Origin of the sequence: Chryseobacterium jejuense (assembly GCF_900100075.1) — a bacterium.
Lineage (GTDB): Bacteria > Bacteroidota > Bacteroidia > Flavobacteriales > Weeksellaceae > Chryseobacterium > Chryseobacterium jejuense.
In genome coordinates, this window is record NZ_FNEG01000001.1 from 655,395 (window position 1) to 673,005 (window position 17,611).

Genomic DNA, 17,611 nt, shown 5'->3' on the forward strand with positions numbered 1-17,611 from the left:
CAAAGATAGTGATTTTTACTGGTTAGGATTGGCTCATAAATATCTCAAATCCCTATCTAAAGACTATAGATTTTCTTTAATCAATCAAATTACCCTTGTATTTATTTTTGTAATCAATAGGAGTTAGGCAGGTTACTCGTTTGAATAGAGTTCTAAATGTTTTCAGGTTACTGTAGCCAATGTTATAAGTAATATCAGCAATATTAGATTCTCCGGTTTCCAATGCTTTTTTGGCTGCTTCTACCTTTACCTTCTGAATGTATTCTATAGGATTCAGTGTGGTGGCATTTTTAAATGTTCGGAACAAACGAAGTTTGTTCATATTAATCCGACCGTCAATCTGGTTTATGGGAAATATCGATATTTTTGTTTAAAAGGATTTAGACCATCATTTGCGGTAGTTTAATGTATAGCGGTCTGAACACATTTTTAATTATTTTAATAGTCTGCCGTAATTTAAAAAAGGGTCATAACGATAAGAGGGAAATGGTCAGGATTTTTATGATGAAAGTCAATAAGTCTTCATTCTATATAATTCACATGAAGGAGCAGGAGAGGGAAAATGTTTATATTTGTAAGAGATAGAGAAAATATCTATAAAAACTCATCATTTGGGTTTGGTATTTGATCTTTTGACTAATCACGAAATTGCAGCATTAGATGAGTGTAAAAGTTCCCAGATTTATCCTGAAGGTTCAGGAGTTTTTTGATAACATCCATATTCCTGTTTTAGGAATATCGCTTTGGCAGATGTTTCAGATTTATATATCGGGGATTTTTAAAGGAAAGATAGGACGAAAAGCCGCTGCTATTTCCTGGAGTTTTACCATAAGTTTATTTCCATTTATACTCTTTTTGCTTTCGGTCTTGCCTTATATGCCGCATTATGATAAACTTCAGTTCTATATTTTTGATGTTCTGATGCATAATGTTTTCCCATCTAATATGGAAGGCGACGTGAGAGGCTATATTGAAACCAATATCATTCCCAATATGAAAGGGATCAGTAATCTTACCATCGTACTGGCACTCATTTTTGCAACGAATGGAACTTTCTCCCTGATTAACGGATTTAATGAGAATACAGAAGAAAAACTCAGCGATGTAAAAGAGTTTATCCTTTCATTCTTTATTACGATAGGCTTTATTACCATTGTATTTTTAGCCCTTTTCGGAGTCTATTATGTAGAAGTTGTCATGAAGCTTTTTACACCTGCTTATGACGTAAGCTGGCTGGTAGATAATCTTTCCAGTATCATCGGGTTTGTCTCGTTTCCGCTGTTTTATTTTATTCTTTTAACCTTATTCTACTGGTTGGGAACAGTGAAAATTACAAGATTCAGACAGGCGGTTCCGGGAGCAATTCTTACCACCGTATTATTTGTGCTTACTACCTATATTTTTGCGATTTATGTGAAAGATATTGCCCGCTACAACGTGCTTTACGGATCTATTGGAAGTATGATCCTGCTGATGGTTTGGGTGAATGTAAATGTTTATCTTTTACTTTTTGGGAATGAGCTGAATATGGCGATCAGAAAGCTGAGAATAGAGAAGTTGTTGTCTGATGAAATTCAGAAGGAAACAGTTCACTATCATACTCTGATCACAGAGCCGGATTTTGACAGTGATGAACAACATCGTAGAAAGCTGGAAGACCAGAAGAAGAATTAATCTTCCTCCGGTTCCATATTTCCTTTAGAACTTAGACTTAAGATCGTAAATCCTAGAATGGCTGCAATAAAAGACGCAATCAGAATCGCAAATTTAGCTTCATCCTGAATGACAATTTCTCCTTTAAATGATAATAAGGCAATAAAAATGGACATCGTAAATCCGATTCCGGCCAAAAGACCCACCCCAATCATCTGAGTCCAGTTACTGTTTTGAGGTAAAGAACTAAGTTTTAATTTGATAGCGATTAAAGAGAATAAATTAATCCCAATCAGCTTCCCAAGAATCAATCCGCAGATAATTCCTAATCCTAATGTACTTGTAACACCTGCTACCATTTCACTTGAAAAAGTAATATTGGTATTGGTTAAAGCAAAAATAGGCATGATTAAAAAGCTTACCGGAATATGAAGCTGGTGTTCCAGTTTTTCCAATGGTGAAATTTCTACATTAGAAGCATTGGTAGGAATTGAAAACGCCAGTAAAACTCCTGCTATAGTTGCGTGAATTCCGGAATGATGCAGGAAATACCATAAAAACAATCCCGGAATAAGATAAAATATAGTTTTGGTTACTTTTAAAAAGTTCAAGATAAATAACAAGGCTGTTACTGCAAAAGAGAGTAGAAGATAAATCCAATGGATTTGGTCTGTATAAAAAATAGCAATCACGAGAATAGCTCCTAAATCATCTACAATAGCTAATGCAGCTAAGAAAATCTTAATCGAATTAGGTATTTTTTTTCCCAGCATCGAAATAATCGCCAAAGAAAAAGCAATATCAGTAGCCATCGGAATTCCCCAGCCATTGCCGTATTCCGTTCCGGCATTGAAAATGCTGTAAATAACTGCAGGTACCAGCATTCCGCCTACTGCAGCAAAAATAGGTAATGAAGCATTCTTGAAAGAAGAAAGTTCGCCTTCTACAAGCTCCCTTTTAATTTCCAGTCCTACCAAAAGGAAGAACACGGCCATCAAGCCATCGTTAATCCAGATGCTGACAGGATAGTTCAGATCAAACAAATAAGTTCCTACTTCCTTGTCTAAAAAGTTCTGAAAACTTCCGGCAATAGAAGAGTTCGCAATAAGTAACGAAATAAGCACACAGAAAATAAGAATGATTCCTGAGGCTTGACTGTTGTTAAAAAATTTTTTAAAATAAAGTGATAAATTCATGTTTAAGATTGTAGTCGTCTCACTCTCGAGACTCCATTAATATTCTTGAGCTTCTTGAAGGTTTCCTCCAATTGCCCCTTATTCTTGACTTCAAGATTGATGTTTCCGGTGAAGACTCCGTTGTTGGATTCAATAGACAGGCTCTTCATATCCATTCCCATACTTCCACTGATGACCGTAGTAATATCGTTAATCATTCCCATTCTGTCAAGGCCTTCAATCTCTATTTTTACTCTGTTCTTGAAGCTTTCTTCATTCACCCATTTGGCTGGAATGACACGATAATCATATTGTGCTCTAAGGTTGATGGCATTCGGACAGTTGTCGCTGTGTACTTTAATTCCATCGGAAATGGTAATGAACCCGAAGATTTTGTCTCCCGGAATTACTGTACAGCATTTTGCATAGCTATAATTCAGCTTTTCCTCATCTTTTCCAAAGACGATCATGTCGAGGTTTTGCTCTTTCGGCTCCTCATAATGAGTATTTTTGGATGGAGATTTCCTGAATCGGGAAAGTAAGTTGTTGAATACGTTTTTACTTTCAATATATTTTCTTAAACTACTGGCATCCAGTTCGTTGGTTTGGAATTTAAGAAATAGTTCCTGTGATGATTTTAAATTAAAGAACTTTTGTAATTTATTAATTTCTTCATCATTAAAGTTGATTTTCGCATGACGAAGTTTTCTCTGTAAGGTTTCTTTTCCTTCCTCCACCAGCTGGTTTTTCTGAGAATTCAGGTAACTTTTAATCTTGGATTTGGCCTTAGATGTTACTACAAATTCCAGCCAGTCCGATTTAGGTTTCTGATTCTGAGAAGAAAGAATATCTACTTGATCTCCATTTTGAAGAACATAGGAAATAGGCACCAGCTTTCCGTTAATTTTAGCTCCCAAACACTTCATCCCAAGGTCGGAGTGAACTGAAAATGCAAAATCCAGTGCTGTAGCATTGGTAGGTAAAATCTTGATTTCTCCTTTTGGAGTAAATACAAATACTTCTTTTGAATAAAGATTCAGTTTGATATTATCCAGAAGCTCGGAAGTAGAAAGGTTTTGCTGTTGTTCAAGCACTTCACGGATCTCTGTAACCCATTTTTCAAAATTACGGTCATCTGAACTTTGTTTATAGCCTTCTTTGTATTTGTAATGCGCTGCAACCCCTTTTTCAGCAATTTCATCCATACGTTCGGAACGAATCTGTACTTCAATCCACTTTCTATCAGGGCCTAAAACTGTCAGGTGTAAACTTTCATATCCTGTAGAGCGGGGCTGAGTGATCCAGTCACGCATTCTTGACGGATTACTGTGATAAACATCCGTTACGATAGAGTAGATCTTCCATGCCAGGAATTTTTCGTTTTTAGCATCCGATTTATAAATAATTCTGATGGCATAGTTATCAAAAACTTCTTCAAAGGAAACTCCCTGCTTCAGCATTTTTCTGTAAATAGAAGAAATAGCCTTTGCACGGCCTTTGATTTTAAAATTTAAACCTTCTTCATGAAGTCTTTCAGAAGCTTCTTTTTTAAATTCTTCAATATACCTTTCACGGCTTTCTTTGGCCAATTCCAATTTCTCCGTGATTTCATTGTATACTTCCGGATTATTGTATTTTAAAGAAAGGTCTTCCAGCTCGGATTTGATATTGTACAATCCAAGACGGTGGGCCATCGGAGCATAGATATAAACCGTTTCTGAAGCAATTTTTTTCTGCTTGTCCGGAGCCATGCTTTCCAAGGTCCTCATATTGTGAAGACGGTCCGCAATTTTAATCAGAATAACCCTGAAATCTTCAGACAGTGTCAGCAGCAATTTTCTGTAGTTTTCCGACTGTACAGAGATGTTCTGGTGGTTCATGATGGATATTTTTGTTAATCCATTCACGATACTGGCTATTTTTTCACCAAAGATCTTTTTCAGATCCTCATAGGTGTAGTCAGAGTCCTCAATCACATCATGCAGCAATGCACAGGCAATAGAAGTTGCCCCCAAACCAATTTCCGTCGCTACAATTTTGGCTACAGCGATAGGGTGGTAGATGTAAGGCTCCCCGGATTTTCTCCTTTGGTCTTTGTGAGCATCCAATGCAATATCGAATGCTTTCCGGATAAGTTTGTTGTTTTCCTCATCCAGAGTCCTGTATGTATTAGAAATCAGATCCTTATACCTTGCAAGAATCTCTTTGTTCTCTTGTTCTAAATCGTAACTCATTTGTGCAGATGCCTATATTTAGACGAAAATACGAAAATTTTTACTTTTTTCAAACATAAAAAATCCGTAGCACGCACTACGGATTCCCGGTTATTTAGTTTTATGTTGATTAGAATTTCACCTCTGAATTCATGCCGTCGCTTGCGGTCTTAATTTTAATATCAGGACTGTTGTGAATCTCTGCCCTGTTTCTGGCATCAATGTACTTTTTAATCGTATCATAATTGGCCTGATCGATGCTCATATTTTCGAATAAATAAGTTTTTATAACTGCATTTTGTGAAAAAATGCTCCGGACACTATCCACCTGGTCATTATCCTTTACCGCCACACTTGCCAGGTATTGGGCGTTACTTGCTTCACTGTTAAGGTATACAATGTAATCAGAACTAGGGATTCCCGAATTTTCTAGATCACTCTCAAGCTTTTTGTAATCGCTATGGTGCTCAAATAGCCCAGCTAATATATTTGACATAATTAATGGGTTTTAAAGTTGTTATTAAAGATAATAATAATTTTCTTATTTATTTGATATAAAGTCAATAAAATTTATCTATTAATATTTTATCTATAATATAATGTTAAAATGTTTAAAAATATCTATTGAACATGTGTTTAAATTTATAGATTTACTAATTTTTTTTTAAATTCTCAAAAACAATTAAAACTCATCAATCCCTCTGATAAAAGTAGTTGCCAAATTTTCTTGTTATTTAACTCTAATTTTTTTGATTTTGATTAATGTATTGCCCACGCAGATTTAGCAGATCACGCAGATTAAATAATGGGTAGATTATATTTTGTCTTCTGTCATTCTGAATGGAGCAAAGCGGAGTGAAAAATCTCTTAGATTCTTCAATATCATTGATTTGAACTTGTGAATATTCTTAAACGCAAAGGTTTTAAAATAAAGCAGTGGAAATATATTTCTTTGCGTTTATTTTCATCTCGCGGATTTTGCAGATGAAGCAGATTTAATAACTAACTTGTGTTCACTATAATCTATTTCGTTGGTTACAGCACAATCATCTGCGTAATTTGCGAAATCTGCGAGATATTATTTTAAGGATGCAAGAGAATTCAAAATCCTTACATAAAAAAAGAAGAGATCATTTCCAAGCGAAAATGATCTCTTTATCTTACAATTTGAAATTAAATTTAAATTCTTTCGTTTTTAATTTCCTCTACAATTTCCGGGTTCAGTAAGGTGCTGATGTCTCCGAAGTTGCTAAAGTCTCCTTCTGCAATTTTTCTAAGGATTCTACGCATAATCTTACCGGAGCGTGTTTTCGGAAGCCCTGAAACGAACTGTATCTTATCCAGTTTGGCAATAGGTCCGATCTGATCTGAGATCAATTGGTTAATTTCCTTTTTAAGATTCTCCTTATCACGGCCTTCTCCGCTTTCTTTAAGCATCACATAACCATACAAAGCGTTCCCCTTAATATCGTGAGGATAGCCTACAATAGCAGATTCTGCAACGGCAGGGTGTTGGTTGATGCTATCTTCAATAGGAGCGGTTCCCAGATTATGTCCGGAAACGATGATCACATCATCTACGCGTCCTGTAATTCTATAATAACCTACTTCATCTCTCAAAGCGCCATCTCCTGTGAAATATTTTCCGGGAAAAGCGGTAAAGTAGGTTTCCTTATATCTTTGATGGTCGCCCCAGATTGTTCTTGCGATTCCCGGCCATGGAAAACGGATGCATAAGTTTCCGGTTACCTGATTTCCTGTAATTTCATTACGCTTATCATCCATCAAAACAGGCTGTATTCCTGGTAGAGGAAGAGTTGCATAAGTAGGTTTGGTAGGCGTAACGAAAGGAAGTGGCGAAATCATAATTCCTCCTGTTTCTGTTTGCCACCAGGTATCAACAATAGGACATTTTTTCTTTCCAACATGATCGTTAAACCAGTGCCATGCTTCATCATTGATAGGTTCTCCCACAGATCCAATCACTTTCAAAGAGCTCAAATCATGCTTATCTACCCATTCTGCACTTTCTTTAGCTAAAGAACGAATAGCGGTAGGAGCAGTGTAGAACTGAGTGATCTTATGTTTTTCAATCACTTCCCAGAAACGATCCGGTTCAGGATATGTTGGAACTCCTTCGAAAATAACTGTAGTGGCTCCATTCAATAAAGGGCCGTAAAGAATGTAGGAGTGGCCGGTAATCCAGCCAATATCTGCTGTACACCAATAAATATCATTTTCCTTATAATTAAATACATTTTTGAAAGTATAGGCAGTGTAAACCATGTATCCGGCGCAAGTATGAAGCATTCCCTTTGGTTTTCCTGTAGAACCTGAAGTATAAAGGATGAAAAGCGGATCTTCAGAATCCATAATAACGGTGACGAAATCCGCGGAAGCTTTTTCATAGAGGTCAGTTAGCCAGTGATCTCTTCCTTCTTTCATTTTGATTTCGTTGTGAGTTCTTTTAACAACCAAAACCTTTTCAACGGTTGGAGTCTTTTCCAGGGCTTCATCAACAATGCTTTTAAGGTCCAGAACTTTATTTCCTCTGTAACTTCCATCTGATGTAATCACCATTTTGGCTTCACAGTCATTCACTCTTGAAGATACGGCAGAAGCTGAGAAACCTGCAAAAATAACAGAATGAACGGCTCCAAGTTTAGCACATGCCAGCATGGTAATAGCAAGTTCCGGGATCATGGGAAGATAAATGCAGACTCTGTCTCCTTTTTCAATCCCCATATCTCTTAAAACGTTGGCTGTTTTATTGACACGGGTGTATAGTTCGTTGTAGGAAATATGCTGAGCTTCCTCCTTCGGATCGTTCGGTTCCCAGATAATGGCTGTTTTATCTCCTCTTATAGCTAGATGTCTGTCTAGGCAGTTTTTGGTAATATTAAGTTTGGCATTTTTGAACCATTCGATTTTAGCTTCATTCATATCGTACTTAACAACCTTGCTCCATCTCTGATACCAAACAAAATTTTGATCGGCTACCTTGTCCCAGAATTTCTTCGGATTTTTGATAGACTTTTTATAATCTTCAAAATATTGTGGTAAATCTTCTATTAAGTAATTTCTCATATCCCTTTTATTTTTTTGAAATTTGAATTGTATTGATAGTTTGTTTTTGATTGTAAGTTTTGGTGGTAATTTAAATCAAAATGATATTTAAATATATGTTTAATTTTTCGGTTAAGCCCTATATTCACTAATCTTTTCCTGGATTTCCCCGATGATTTTTTCGTCATCAATGGTAGATGGAATCTGAAAATCTTTTCCGTCCAGTAATGTTCTGATCAGCTTTCTTAAGGTCTTTCCCGATCTTGTTTTAGGTAAGCGTTTGACAACCATTACGTTTTTCAGAAAAGCTACAGCGCCAATCTTTTCACGAACCATTTGGATGATATTCTTTTCAATTTCTTCTTCGGTAATGGAGGTTCCATTTTTTAAAACAACGGTTGCAAAGGGAACCTGACCTTTTAAATCATCATCAATTCCCACAACAGCACATTCTGCAACATCAGGATGTGAAGAAACGATCTCCTCCATTTCGGATGTGGAAAGCCGGTGGCCGGCTACATTGATAACGTCATCCACTCTTCCTGTGATGAAAATATAACCGTCTTCATCCTGTATGGCTCCATCCCCGGAAAAATAATAGCCTTTGTATTGTGATAAATAACTGTTTTCAAATCGGTCATAATCATTCCATATTCCCAGCATGGCTCCTGGGGGAAGAGGAAGCTTTATAACTAAATAACCTTCATGATGTGGATTGAGCTCCAGTCCGTTTTCATCAAAAATTTTAATATCATATCCCGGAATAGGTTTTCCGGCAGAAGCTCTTTTGATTTTGTAGTTTTCATCAAAAGTTAATAACCCAAGCATTGGCCATCCGGATTCTGTCTGCCACCAGTGATCGATAGCGGGAACCCCAATATGTTCTGCAAACCAGTCTAAGGTAGCTACATCACATCGTTCACCGGCAAGAAATTGTTTTCTGAAATTCGATAGATCATATTTTTTAACCAATTCACCGTTGGGATCTTCTTTTTTAATTGCTCTGATGGCTGTTGGAGCTGTAAACATAACTGAAACCTTATATTCTGAAATGATTCTCCAGAAAGTTCCCGCGTCAGGGGTCATGATAGGTTTTCCTTCAAAGACAATTGTTGTATTTCTGTTGAGTAGAGGTCCGTAAACAGAAAAACTATGCCCAACGGCCCATCCAAAATCAGAAGCAGCCCAATAGGTTTCACCCGGTTCAACACCATACATGTATTTCATGGAGAACTTTAATGCGGTAGCGTAACCGCCAGTATCACGAACAATACCCTTAGGTTTTCCTGTTGTTCCGGAGGTGTAAAGCAGATAGAGTGGGTGAGTGGATTCTACAGGAATGCAGTCGGCAGGTGTTGATGTTTGAACCAGTTCTTCATAATCAATCAATCCGTCAAACATTTCATCCTGATTATCTACCAATTTCCTGTTGTAAACAATAATGTTGTCTACTTTATCCTGAGCCAGTTCGATTGCTTTTTCAACCAAAGGAAGGTAGGGGATTCTTTTGGCAATCTCTATTCCTGCTGTTGCTGTGATTAAAACTTTAGGTTTGCAGTCGTCAATTCTTACAACCAGTTCATGAGGAGCAAATCCCCCGAAAACCACATTGTGAATGACTCCAATTCTTGCACACGCAAGCATAGCAAAAAGAGTCTGTGGAATCATAGGCATATAAATAACAGCAGTATCTCCTTTTTTTAAACCTAAAGAAGCTAATCCGCCTGCCAATTTCGATATTTCTTCTTTAGCCTGATTGAAAGTGTATATTTTCTTTTGAGCTGTTACTGGTGAATCATAAACAATGGCATTCTGATCTCCGAAACCGTCCTCAATATGCTTGTCAATGCATAAATAACACATATTTAATTTTCCATCTGCAAACCATTGCGGATAATCATTGGTATCTTTTGAAAGGATCTTTTGTGGAAATTCAAACCATTGTATTGCAGTAGCCTGTTCTTTCCAGAATTTTTCTTTGTCTTCTATGCTTTGTTTAAATAGAGTATCTGTATTCATGTCAATAGTGTTGTGTTTGGTGTTTTTACCCTTGTCAAGGTTTAAAACCTTGACAAGGGTAATCAAGGATAATTTATCTCTAAAACATCTCCTCAATCTGCTGCATCAGTTTTTTAATGGAATAGGGTTTTGTTACATACGCGTCAGCTCCCATTTCAAGACCTTTTTCAATATCTCTCGGATTATTTTTGGCACTCAGAAATATCACTTTTGTATTTTTTAGATTTTCATCCTGTTTAATGAGGTCTAGGGTGCTGTATCCATCAAGATTAGGCATCATGATATCGAGTAGGATCACATCAGGAATCATTGTTTTTAAAAATTCCAGAACCTCCGTTCCGTCACGGGCAATGTAGACATCGTAACCGTTCTTTTTAAAACTGTATTCCAGTGACATTAATATTTTATGTTCGTCATCCGCAATGATTATCTTTTTCATAAAGGCTTTTTAAAGGTGTTCAACTTCATTTTTAATCTCGTTTATTATTCGGTCAGGAAGGCTGATGGTAAAAGTTACCCCGAGACCGCTGTTTTCAGCTTTTATACTTCCGTTGTGGGCTTGTATAATTTTTTTTGAAATGGCAAGTCCAAGTCCGCTTCCTGTAGGTTTTAAAATATTTTGATTTTTGGATTGATAAAATTTGTCAAAAATCATTTCCAGATCTTCTTCAGGAATGTGTTTCCCGGTATTGAAAATGGTAATTGTTAATTGATTTTCCCTTTCAAATAATTTGGTTTGTATCGTTCCTTGTTCATCCGTGAACTTTAAAGCATTTCCCCATATATTCTGAAGGAGCTGGATCATTCTGGCTTCATCATATTCAAATATAACCCGATTCAGGAGATTGACTTCACTTAAATGAATGTTTTTCTGCTGTATCAGATGAAGGAGAGGGTTTAGTGCTTTTTTATAGGTTTCAAGAATGTTATTTTGTTGAATACTTAGTAAGATCTCTCCATGCTGAAGCTTGTCAAGATAAAGAATATCGTTGATGATTTCACTTAATCGGTCAGATTCTGTGATGATATTGTTTAAAAACTCCTGTTTGATATCAAAAGGAATGTCATCGTCGTCAGCTAGGATTTCTCCGGCAGAACGAATCGCAGTGATTGGAGTTCTCAATTCATGGGCAACAGAATCAAGAAAATCATCCTTTTGACGGTCTTTAACGATCAGGTTTTCATTAGCATTTCTGAGGTCATCAGAAAGTTTCTGTAATTCTTCAGACTGTTCCGTAAGTCTTTTATTTAAGCTGATGTTTTCCTTTGACTCTTCAAGGATGTTTAAAACTTCCTTCAGAGAAATTTTATCTTCTTTGGTAACTCCTTCAATCAGAATTTTAGCGGAAGCAGTTCCGATTCTTCCTGCCAGAAGGTTTTCCGAGAACTTGATGAATCTTGAATCGGCGGTCTCTGTTTTAGAATCAATATTGTATTTTAAATTGAAAATTCTCAAGGCCTGTTCGGTCTTGTTTTTGCCTAAAAATCTTTCCAGAATATTTTGAATATCTGAAATATAGGCAGTTCCTCTCCAGATGAATGCATTTTCATGATTTTGAATGTATTTATCAATGTCTACATACAGTTCAGCAAAGTTTCTTTCACGGTAATTTCCTTTAGTGCTTACTGAAATAATGGTGAATAAACTGGTATTCACAAGAATCGACCAGAAAAAGATCTGTGGAATTCTTGCCAGATAAGGAATCGTAAAGAAATCGAAAGAGTTGTACATATCTCTTAAAACCCCTTTGAATTCCTGATTATATGAGAAATAATACTGTGGGATAATCAATCCGAAATAGCAGATGGCTAACCCGGCAATAAGTCCAATCACAGCGCCTTTGTAACTTCCTCTTCTCCAGAATATAGCTCCGAAAAATGCTGGTGCCAATTGTGCAATCACCACAAATGAAATTAATCCTACAGAATCCAGTGATGTTTTTAAAATGAAATATTTATAAAAAGCAAATGCCATGATAATCAGTGCGAAAATGCTGAATTTTCTGATGTTGGTGATGCTTCTTGTATTTTGTGCTTCATTTTCAGACTTCAGTTTTCCAAGCAAACCATAAGGAATGATGAGGTTATTGGAAAGCATGATGGATAAAGTAATAGCGGAAATGATAATCATGGAAATACATGAACTCAATCCACCGAGGAAAACCAAAACGGTGATTAAAGTATTACCAAAATGCTGCGGAATTAAAATAGAGTAGAACTCCGGATTTACTTTTTCGCCATCAAAAATTAATCTGCCGCCCCATGCAATCGGAAAAATGAATATGGTGAAAATCAATAGATAGAGTGGGAAAAACCAGATGGCTGTTCTGATATGCTTTTCCTGTCTGTTTTCAACAATTGCTGTATGAAACTGTCGGGGCAATATGCAGATAGCTGTAGCTGAGATCATGCATAAAACCATCCAGTTCATCGCGCCTTCAATACCGTTGAAGGTGTTTTTTTGTTTAAAATCTTCAAAACGACTCGCTTTCTGGTAGATGTCATTGAATCCATCAAAAACATAATAGATTACAAAAAGTCCAAGAATAATGATGAAGAAAAGTTTTAAAAAACTCTCCAGTGCAATGGCAGAAATAATACCCAGTCGTTTTTCCGATGCGTCTACATACCTTGTTCCATAATAGGAGGAAAATAAAGCAATGAGAATAACAACAAATGTTGCATTATCAGTCAGAATATCTTTAGACATGGGAGTTTCTGTTACCAAGTGAAAAGTTTCAGAGATCGCTTTAATCTGTAATCCGATATAAGGTACAATGGCAAGAAGACAAACAACTGTGATAATGGCGCCCATGCTTCTGCTGTTTCCATATCGCAATGAGATAAAATCTGCAAGGCTGCTTATTTTATTCACTCTGGCAATTCTTACAATTCTGGTATTGATATAAATCCAGGCAGGAATAATCATCGCAGGGCCAATATAAATCGGCAGGTAGTTTAATCCGCCTGTAGCAGCTACACCAATGCTTCCGTAGTAAGTCCAGGCAGTACAATACACAGCCAGTGACAATGCATAAATGTAAGGATTGTTGATCCAGAACTTACTTCTTTTCTTCTCTGCCAGATGGGCAACTAAGAACAGAAGAGCCAGATAAAACAAAACCACGAAAAATAATGCGAAGCTACTCATTGTACTTTTTTACAATTACAAAGGAAATTACGATGGAAATCATCCAGACAGCGAATAGATAGATCAGAATCATTGGGTATCCGAAAACTTCCCGCTCACTATTGAAAAGTAGTGAAATAGGAATGCTGAAAGCAATCATCAGTCCGATGCTCAGGATAACCAGTTTTTGTTCGTGTCTCTTTTTCATAAATGATGATCGATAAAAGATAATTGATGAACATACACTATTCATCAATTATCATTCAGCTCTTATTAACTATATTTTTTCGTCAGAATACTCTCCTTTTAAGGCGTAGTAACCAAAAATCGCCATTCCGCCTGATATAATTGGCATTAGTACAAACAGAATGATGATTCCGAAAACCAGATCTTCCTGCTTTCCTGAGGTGATCTTGGGAATTCCCATTACTGTAATTCCAAAATATCCTACGATCACTGCTATTGCGATCCAGAGGATGCCTAATATTTTTTTTAGTCCGTTCATTTTAGTAGTTTTAAAATTAATAAAAATTTGAGTGATTCAGTGATTAATCGTGAAGATTATTGTTCTTATTTTTAAGATAAATTAATCCGATAACCAGACATACTGCAGCCACTCCGATCGGATACCATAATCCTTCCAGATACCATGTTGCATGTCCCGCTTCTTTTCCGGTAGTCACCAGATAAGTAGCTACAGCAGGAAGAAGTCCTCCAAATACACCATTTCCAATGTGATAAGGCAAAGACATAGACGTGTAACGGATTCTCACCGGGAACATTTCAACAAGGAATGCTGCGATTGGCCCATATACCATTGTTACGAAGATAACCTGTATGAATACTAAGAAAACCAGATACCATTTTGTATTATCACTCACTTTTACAGATTGTGAAACCTTTGGTTCTTCAGCTTTTCCGTCCTTCATAACCGGACCGTTTGGTGCCCAATGAACGATGCTGTCTTTTTTAATCAGCGTTCCGTCTGTGAAAAGAGTTTCTTTATGGAAAGTAACAAGGCTGTCCGTAGCAATATCTTTATGGATTTTTGCGGTTCTTTTTTCTGTAATTCCGCTGGAGGCTACTGTTTTATTTTCAAGGCTGACACTTTTGAACATGCTATCATAAATAGGTCTGTAAGCTAAAATAGCGACTAGCATTCCGGTCATCATAACAGCTTTTCGTCCTATTTTATCAGATAGCCAACCGAAAAATACAAAGAAAGGAGTTCCTAAAAATAATGCGGTGGCCATTAAGTAATCTACCTGAGTAGAATCAATATTCATTACTTTCTGCATGAAACTCATAGCGTAAAATTGTCCTGTATACCAGATTACCCCTTGTCCCATCGCAGCTCCGAAAAGGGCAAGCAAAACAAATTTAAAATTAAATTTATTACCGAAACTTTCCTTCAAAGGATTTTTAGACGTTTTCCCTTCACTTTTCGCCTTTGCAAAAAGCGGAGACTCTTTCATGTTCTTTCTGATAATATAGGAAACCCCTACCATTAGAATCGAAATCCAGAAAGGGACTCTCCACCCCCAGCCATCGAATTCTTCAGGAGAAAGTGTACTCTTGGTGATTAAAATAACGATCAGTGATATGAAAAGTCCTGCGGTAGCAGTAGTTTGAATCCATGAAGTCCAGTAGCCTCTTCGATGAGGCTGTGCATATTCTGCTACATAAGTGGCAGCGCCTCCATACTCACCTCCAAGAGCAAGGCCTTGTAATAATCTCAGGATTAAAACTAAAACCGGAGCCATGAATCCAATGGTTTCATAACTTGGGATACATCCGATAAGAAAAGTGGAAAAGCCCATGATCAATAAAGTAACAAGAAAAGTATATTTTCTTCCGATAATGTCACCCAGTCTTCCGAAGAATAGAGCTCCAAAAGGTCTTACCACAAATCCCGCCGCAAAAGTAGCCAGTGTAGATAAAAATGCTGCAGTCGGATTATCTGCCGGGAAAAATTTAGTTGCTAAAACAATGGCTAAACTTCCGAAGATATAGAAGTCGTACCATTCTATCAATGTTCCGAGTGATGAGGCAGTAATAACGCTCCAAATGGTGCGGTTTTTCTGCTTGTCGGTCATATTTTCATAGCTTTCGTGATGATTTTCGCTCATATTGATTAGTTTTTGATGTTAATGGAAGAATGGGAAGCTTTGTTCGTAATAGAACTTAACTTAACTCATCTTACAATTTTTATTACCTTAATGTGTTTAGATTATAAGTAGATTTGGAACTGTACAATGAATTCTCCTTTTGAAGACGGTTTTTCAGTAGGATTGGTATAAACCGGTCTTGTAGAGTATTGTGTAGTGATTTTTGCGTGATGCCCATCGATAAACCAGTTCGCTCCAATATCAAACTGAGAAGATGATTTATCAAAAGCCTCGAAGTTTTTGTGAGTATAAGCTGCAAAGGGCTGTATTCTGATTTTTGGCTTTTCTGCCTGACTTGGTAATAGTAACCCAGCCTGTGCGTAGATAATATTACCTGTTCCGATGGTTGGCTGTAGATTTCCTGGTCCTGCAATGGCTTTATTGCCGATAAAGTTTGGATCACTTGCTGCAATATTCATTGTTCCCAGATTTCTTACATAGTTGGGGCCGAAATTGTAGTTATAATATCCGGCGTAAGCAGAAACTGCCATTTTGTTTTTTGCTTCTCCCAGTGGAATATCTGCAAAAGCATCTACTGCGAAAAGAGTAATGTCATGTTTTTCAACATTTGAGTTTACGGAAGTTCGGGTTCCGTCTGCCTGATGATAAAATCCGGCTCCCACATTGAAAACTTTCTTCGTTCCCAGATAAGATCCTACTTTGAAAGGTAGGGTGTTAGATTCCTCGTCAAGAAATTGATATTCAACATATCCGGCCTTTGAAAAACTTGGATTTCCATTGTTGTCTACTGCGACAGCCTTTGATGGATCGGTTACATTCGCAGGAGCAAGGTCTGTAGCAAAAGGTTTGTTTAAGCTGAAACGGTATTCCAGTTTTCCATATTTACCCTTGGCAAACATTCCGATTTGTCTTCCAAACTGATCCGAATTATCAATCAGGGGCCAAGAGAATACCGGAGAATCTACAGTAAGAAAGTTAAGAGTAGAAGCCATGGTCATACGGGAAAGTCCCATATAATAGTGAAGTCCTGCCCCTAAAGATAAACTGAATTTTCCCGCTTCTCCAGGTAAAATAACTGCGTATTCATTCCATGCATCATGAAAAAACATCTGGGTTTTCTTACCATTTCCATAACCTCCTGTTCCTGAGGTGCCTGAAGCGCCGCCGTTAATAAACGTTTGGTTATTGATTCCAAAATGAAGAAGAATCATATATCTTTTGGAGATCTGTGCATACGTTAAAGCACGTAATCGTCTGTTTCCCAGATTCCAAGTATTGTCTGTAGGTTCATTTCCAACCATACTTCCGGGATTCATGGCACTATTTCTTAGCCAAAGTTGATCCCATAAAATAAATCTGATGAATTTGTCACCCTCAGGATTGAGGTTTATTTTTAATCCACTGCCGTAATCCGGAGAACCCTGCGAATACATAGATCCGCTAATTAAGGCTACTCCAATGAATGTAAGTAATTTCTTCATAAATTATCAATTTTTGGCGTTGTTTTTTGTGAAAGCCAAATTGGAATTAATAATTTGTTTATGAAAATTTAATATATATTAGTGGTAATAGTATAGGTATAATTTGTTACGAGGTAGGAGTTTCGTGTTTTCTTGTCTGGTGTTTTGAATTTATTTAATTTTTAATCTATTGATATTTAGTTATTTGTTGTTTATTTTTTACATTTCTCATCCCGTATTCCATAACTTGCATCTCGACCCCTGTATCTCGATCTATTTCTTGAACCTTTCCCATTTAATCAACATATACTTGTCGGCAAACTGAGTAATGATAATCCCGGAATTTTTGATATTCTCTTCTTTAGCGATATACTCAATTAATTCATTTTGTTTCAGTATTTTATAAACAGGATGGAATTCAGAATGAGGTGGTCTTATGATATTGTATTTTTTGATCCATGAGCTTATGGTGACATGCGAAACCCCAATAATTCTTTCAATTTCGCGGAAGCTTAACCCTTCAAGATATAGTTGTAATGCCTTGGTGACATAATAATCATCAATCTGTTTTCCCAGTTTTTTAACGGTAAAATAATAGTTGCAGCTTTTGCAGTGAAACCGTTGTTTCTCATTAACAATACCGCTTTTAACCACTTTGTTACCCTTGCATTTAGGACATGTATTTTCCATAGCTATATTATTTTAGCAAATATATAATAAATTAGCAAATATATATTTTCGGATAAAGATAATTTTACCTGTATAA

The 17,611-nt window shown here is 36.7% G+C and carries 14 protein-coding genes; 1 reads left to right on the forward strand and 13 read right to left on the reverse strand.

Annotated features, from left to right (window positions below):
- Nucleotides 1-76: 76 nt before the first annotated feature.
- Nucleotides 77-322: a helix-turn-helix domain-containing protein gene (locus BLS98_RS02915; RefSeq protein ID WP_089733427.1), complete on the reverse strand. Its 246-nt coding sequence runs from the start codon at nucleotides 320-322 to the stop codon at nucleotides 77-79.
- Nucleotides 323-660: 338 nt separating this feature from the next.
- Here BLS98_RS02915 and BLS98_RS02920 point away from each other — a divergent pair, with 338 nt between their 5' ends.
- Complete coding sequence (locus tag BLS98_RS02920; RefSeq protein WP_089733429.1) at nucleotides 661-1,674, forward strand: YihY/virulence factor BrkB family protein; 1,014 nt, start codon at nucleotides 661-663, stop codon at nucleotides 1,672-1,674.
- Here the strand turns inward: BLS98_RS02920 and nhaA are convergent.
- The 12 genes from nhaA to BLS98_RS02980 all read right to left on the reverse strand — a co-directional run bounded on the left by nhaA (nucleotide 1,671) and on the right by BLS98_RS02980 (nucleotide 17,535).
- Nucleotides 1,671-2,849 (reverse strand): Na+/H+ antiporter NhaA, encoded by a 1,179-nt coding sequence (gene nhaA / locus BLS98_RS02925; protein ID WP_089733431.1) that lies wholly within the window; start codon nucleotides 2,847-2,849, stop codon nucleotides 1,671-1,673. The two genes, BLS98_RS02920 and nhaA, sit on opposite strands and share 4 nt — an antisense overlap.
- Before the next feature lie 2 nt (nucleotides 2,850-2,851).
- Nucleotides 2,852-5,062 carry a RelA/SpoT family protein gene (locus BLS98_RS02930; protein ID WP_089733433.1) on the reverse strand — a complete coding sequence of 737 codons (2,211 nt, stop codon included), beginning with the start codon at nucleotides 5,060-5,062 and terminating at the stop codon, nucleotides 2,852-2,854.
- 109 nt (nucleotides 5,063-5,171) lie between these two features.
- A complete protein-coding gene (locus BLS98_RS02935; protein ID WP_089733435.1) occupies nucleotides 5,172-5,537 on the reverse strand; it encodes a hypothetical protein in 366 nt (121 codons plus the stop codon).
- 683 nt (nucleotides 5,538-6,220) lie between these two features.
- Nucleotides 6,221-8,161, reverse strand: a complete 1,941-nt coding sequence (gene acs / locus BLS98_RS02940) for an acetate--CoA ligase (RefSeq protein ID WP_228425239.1) — start codon at nucleotides 8,159-8,161, stop codon at nucleotides 6,221-6,223.
- 78 nt (nucleotides 8,162-8,239) lie between these two features.
- Nucleotides 8,240-10,126 (reverse strand): AMP-binding protein, encoded by a 1,887-nt coding sequence (locus BLS98_RS02945; protein ID WP_089734413.1) that lies wholly within the window; start codon nucleotides 10,124-10,126, stop codon nucleotides 8,240-8,242.
- Between the two features lie 79 nt (nucleotides 10,127-10,205).
- Entirely contained in the window at nucleotides 10,206-10,565 is a 360-nt protein-coding gene (locus BLS98_RS02950; RefSeq protein WP_089733440.1) for a response regulator transcription factor, read from the reverse strand.
- 9 nt (nucleotides 10,566-10,574) lie between these two features.
- Nucleotides 10,575-13,277 carry an ATP-binding protein gene (locus tag BLS98_RS02955; protein ID WP_089733442.1) on the reverse strand — a complete coding sequence of 901 codons (2,703 nt, stop codon included), beginning with the start codon at nucleotides 13,275-13,277 and terminating at the stop codon, nucleotides 10,575-10,577.
- Nucleotides 13,270-13,464, reverse strand: a complete 195-nt coding sequence (locus BLS98_RS02960; protein ID WP_089733444.1) for a hypothetical protein — start codon at nucleotides 13,462-13,464, stop codon at nucleotides 13,270-13,272. The genes BLS98_RS02955 and BLS98_RS02960 overlap by 8 nt, the downstream gene beginning before the upstream one ends.
- Nucleotides 13,465-13,533: 69 nt before the next feature.
- Nucleotides 13,534-13,761, reverse strand: coding sequence for a DUF6814 family protein (locus BLS98_RS02965; RefSeq protein ID WP_045495376.1), 228 nt, complete (start codon nucleotides 13,759-13,761; stop codon nucleotides 13,534-13,536).
- A 43-nt stretch (nucleotides 13,762-13,804) separates the two neighbouring features.
- On the reverse strand, nucleotides 13,805-15,385 hold the full coding sequence (locus BLS98_RS02970) for an MFS transporter (RefSeq protein ID WP_089733446.1): 1,581 nt from the start codon (nucleotides 15,383-15,385) through the stop codon (nucleotides 13,805-13,807).
- Between the two features lie 101 nt (nucleotides 15,386-15,486).
- Complete coding sequence (locus tag BLS98_RS02975; RefSeq protein WP_089733448.1) at nucleotides 15,487-16,866, reverse strand: porin; 1,380 nt, start codon at nucleotides 16,864-16,866, stop codon at nucleotides 15,487-15,489.
- A 252-nt stretch (nucleotides 16,867-17,118) separates the two neighbouring features.
- Complete coding sequence (locus BLS98_RS02980; protein WP_089733450.1) at nucleotides 17,119-17,535, reverse strand: IS1/IS1595 family N-terminal zinc-binding domain-containing protein; 417 nt, start codon at nucleotides 17,533-17,535, stop codon at nucleotides 17,119-17,121.
- Nucleotides 17,536-17,611: the final 76 nt, after the last annotated feature.

Bases quoted from the DNA above. Each gene is read 5' to 3' on its own strand.
- BLS98_RS02915 (WP_089733427.1), bottom strand. From the start codon at position 322: ATGAACAAACTTCGTTTGTTCCGAACATTTAAAAATGCCACCACACTG.
- BLS98_RS02920 (WP_089733429.1), top strand. From the start codon at position 661: ATGAGTGTAAAAGTTCCCAGATTTATCCTGAAGGTTCAGGAGTTTTTT.
- nhaA (WP_089733431.1), bottom strand. From the start codon at position 2,849: ATGAATTTATCACTTTATTTTAAAAAATTTTTTAACAACAGTCAAGCC.
- BLS98_RS02930 (WP_089733433.1), bottom strand. From the start codon at position 5,062: ATGAGTTACGATTTAGAACAAGAGAACAAAGAGATTCTTGCAAGGTAT.
- BLS98_RS02935 (WP_089733435.1), bottom strand. From the start codon at position 5,537: ATGTCAAATATATTAGCTGGGCTATTTGAGCACCATAGCGATTACAAA.
- BLS98_RS02945 (WP_089734413.1), bottom strand. From the start codon at position 10,126: ATGAATACAGATACTCTATTTAAACAAAGCATAGAAGACAAAGAAAAA.
- BLS98_RS02950 (WP_089733440.1), bottom strand. From the start codon at position 10,565: ATGAAAAAGATAATCATTGCGGATGACGAACATAAAATATTAATGTCA.
- BLS98_RS02955 (WP_089733442.1), bottom strand. From the start codon at position 13,277: ATGAGTAGCTTCGCATTATTTTTCGTGGTTTTGTTTTATCTGGCTCTT.
- BLS98_RS02960 (WP_089733444.1), bottom strand. From the start codon at position 13,464: ATGAAAAAGAGACACGAACAAAAACTGGTTATCCTGAGCATCGGACTG.
- BLS98_RS02965 (WP_045495376.1), bottom strand. From the start codon at position 13,761: ATGAACGGACTAAAAAAAATATTAGGCATCCTCTGGATCGCAATAGCA.
- BLS98_RS02970 (WP_089733446.1), bottom strand. From the start codon at position 15,385: ATGAGCGAAAATCATCACGAAAGCTATGAAAATATGACCGACAAGCAG.
- BLS98_RS02975 (WP_089733448.1), bottom strand. From the start codon at position 16,866: ATGAAGAAATTACTTACATTCATTGGAGTAGCCTTAATTAGCGGATCT.
- BLS98_RS02980 (WP_089733450.1), bottom strand. From the start codon at position 17,535: ATGGAAAATACATGTCCTAAATGCAAGGGTAACAAAGTGGTTAAAAGC.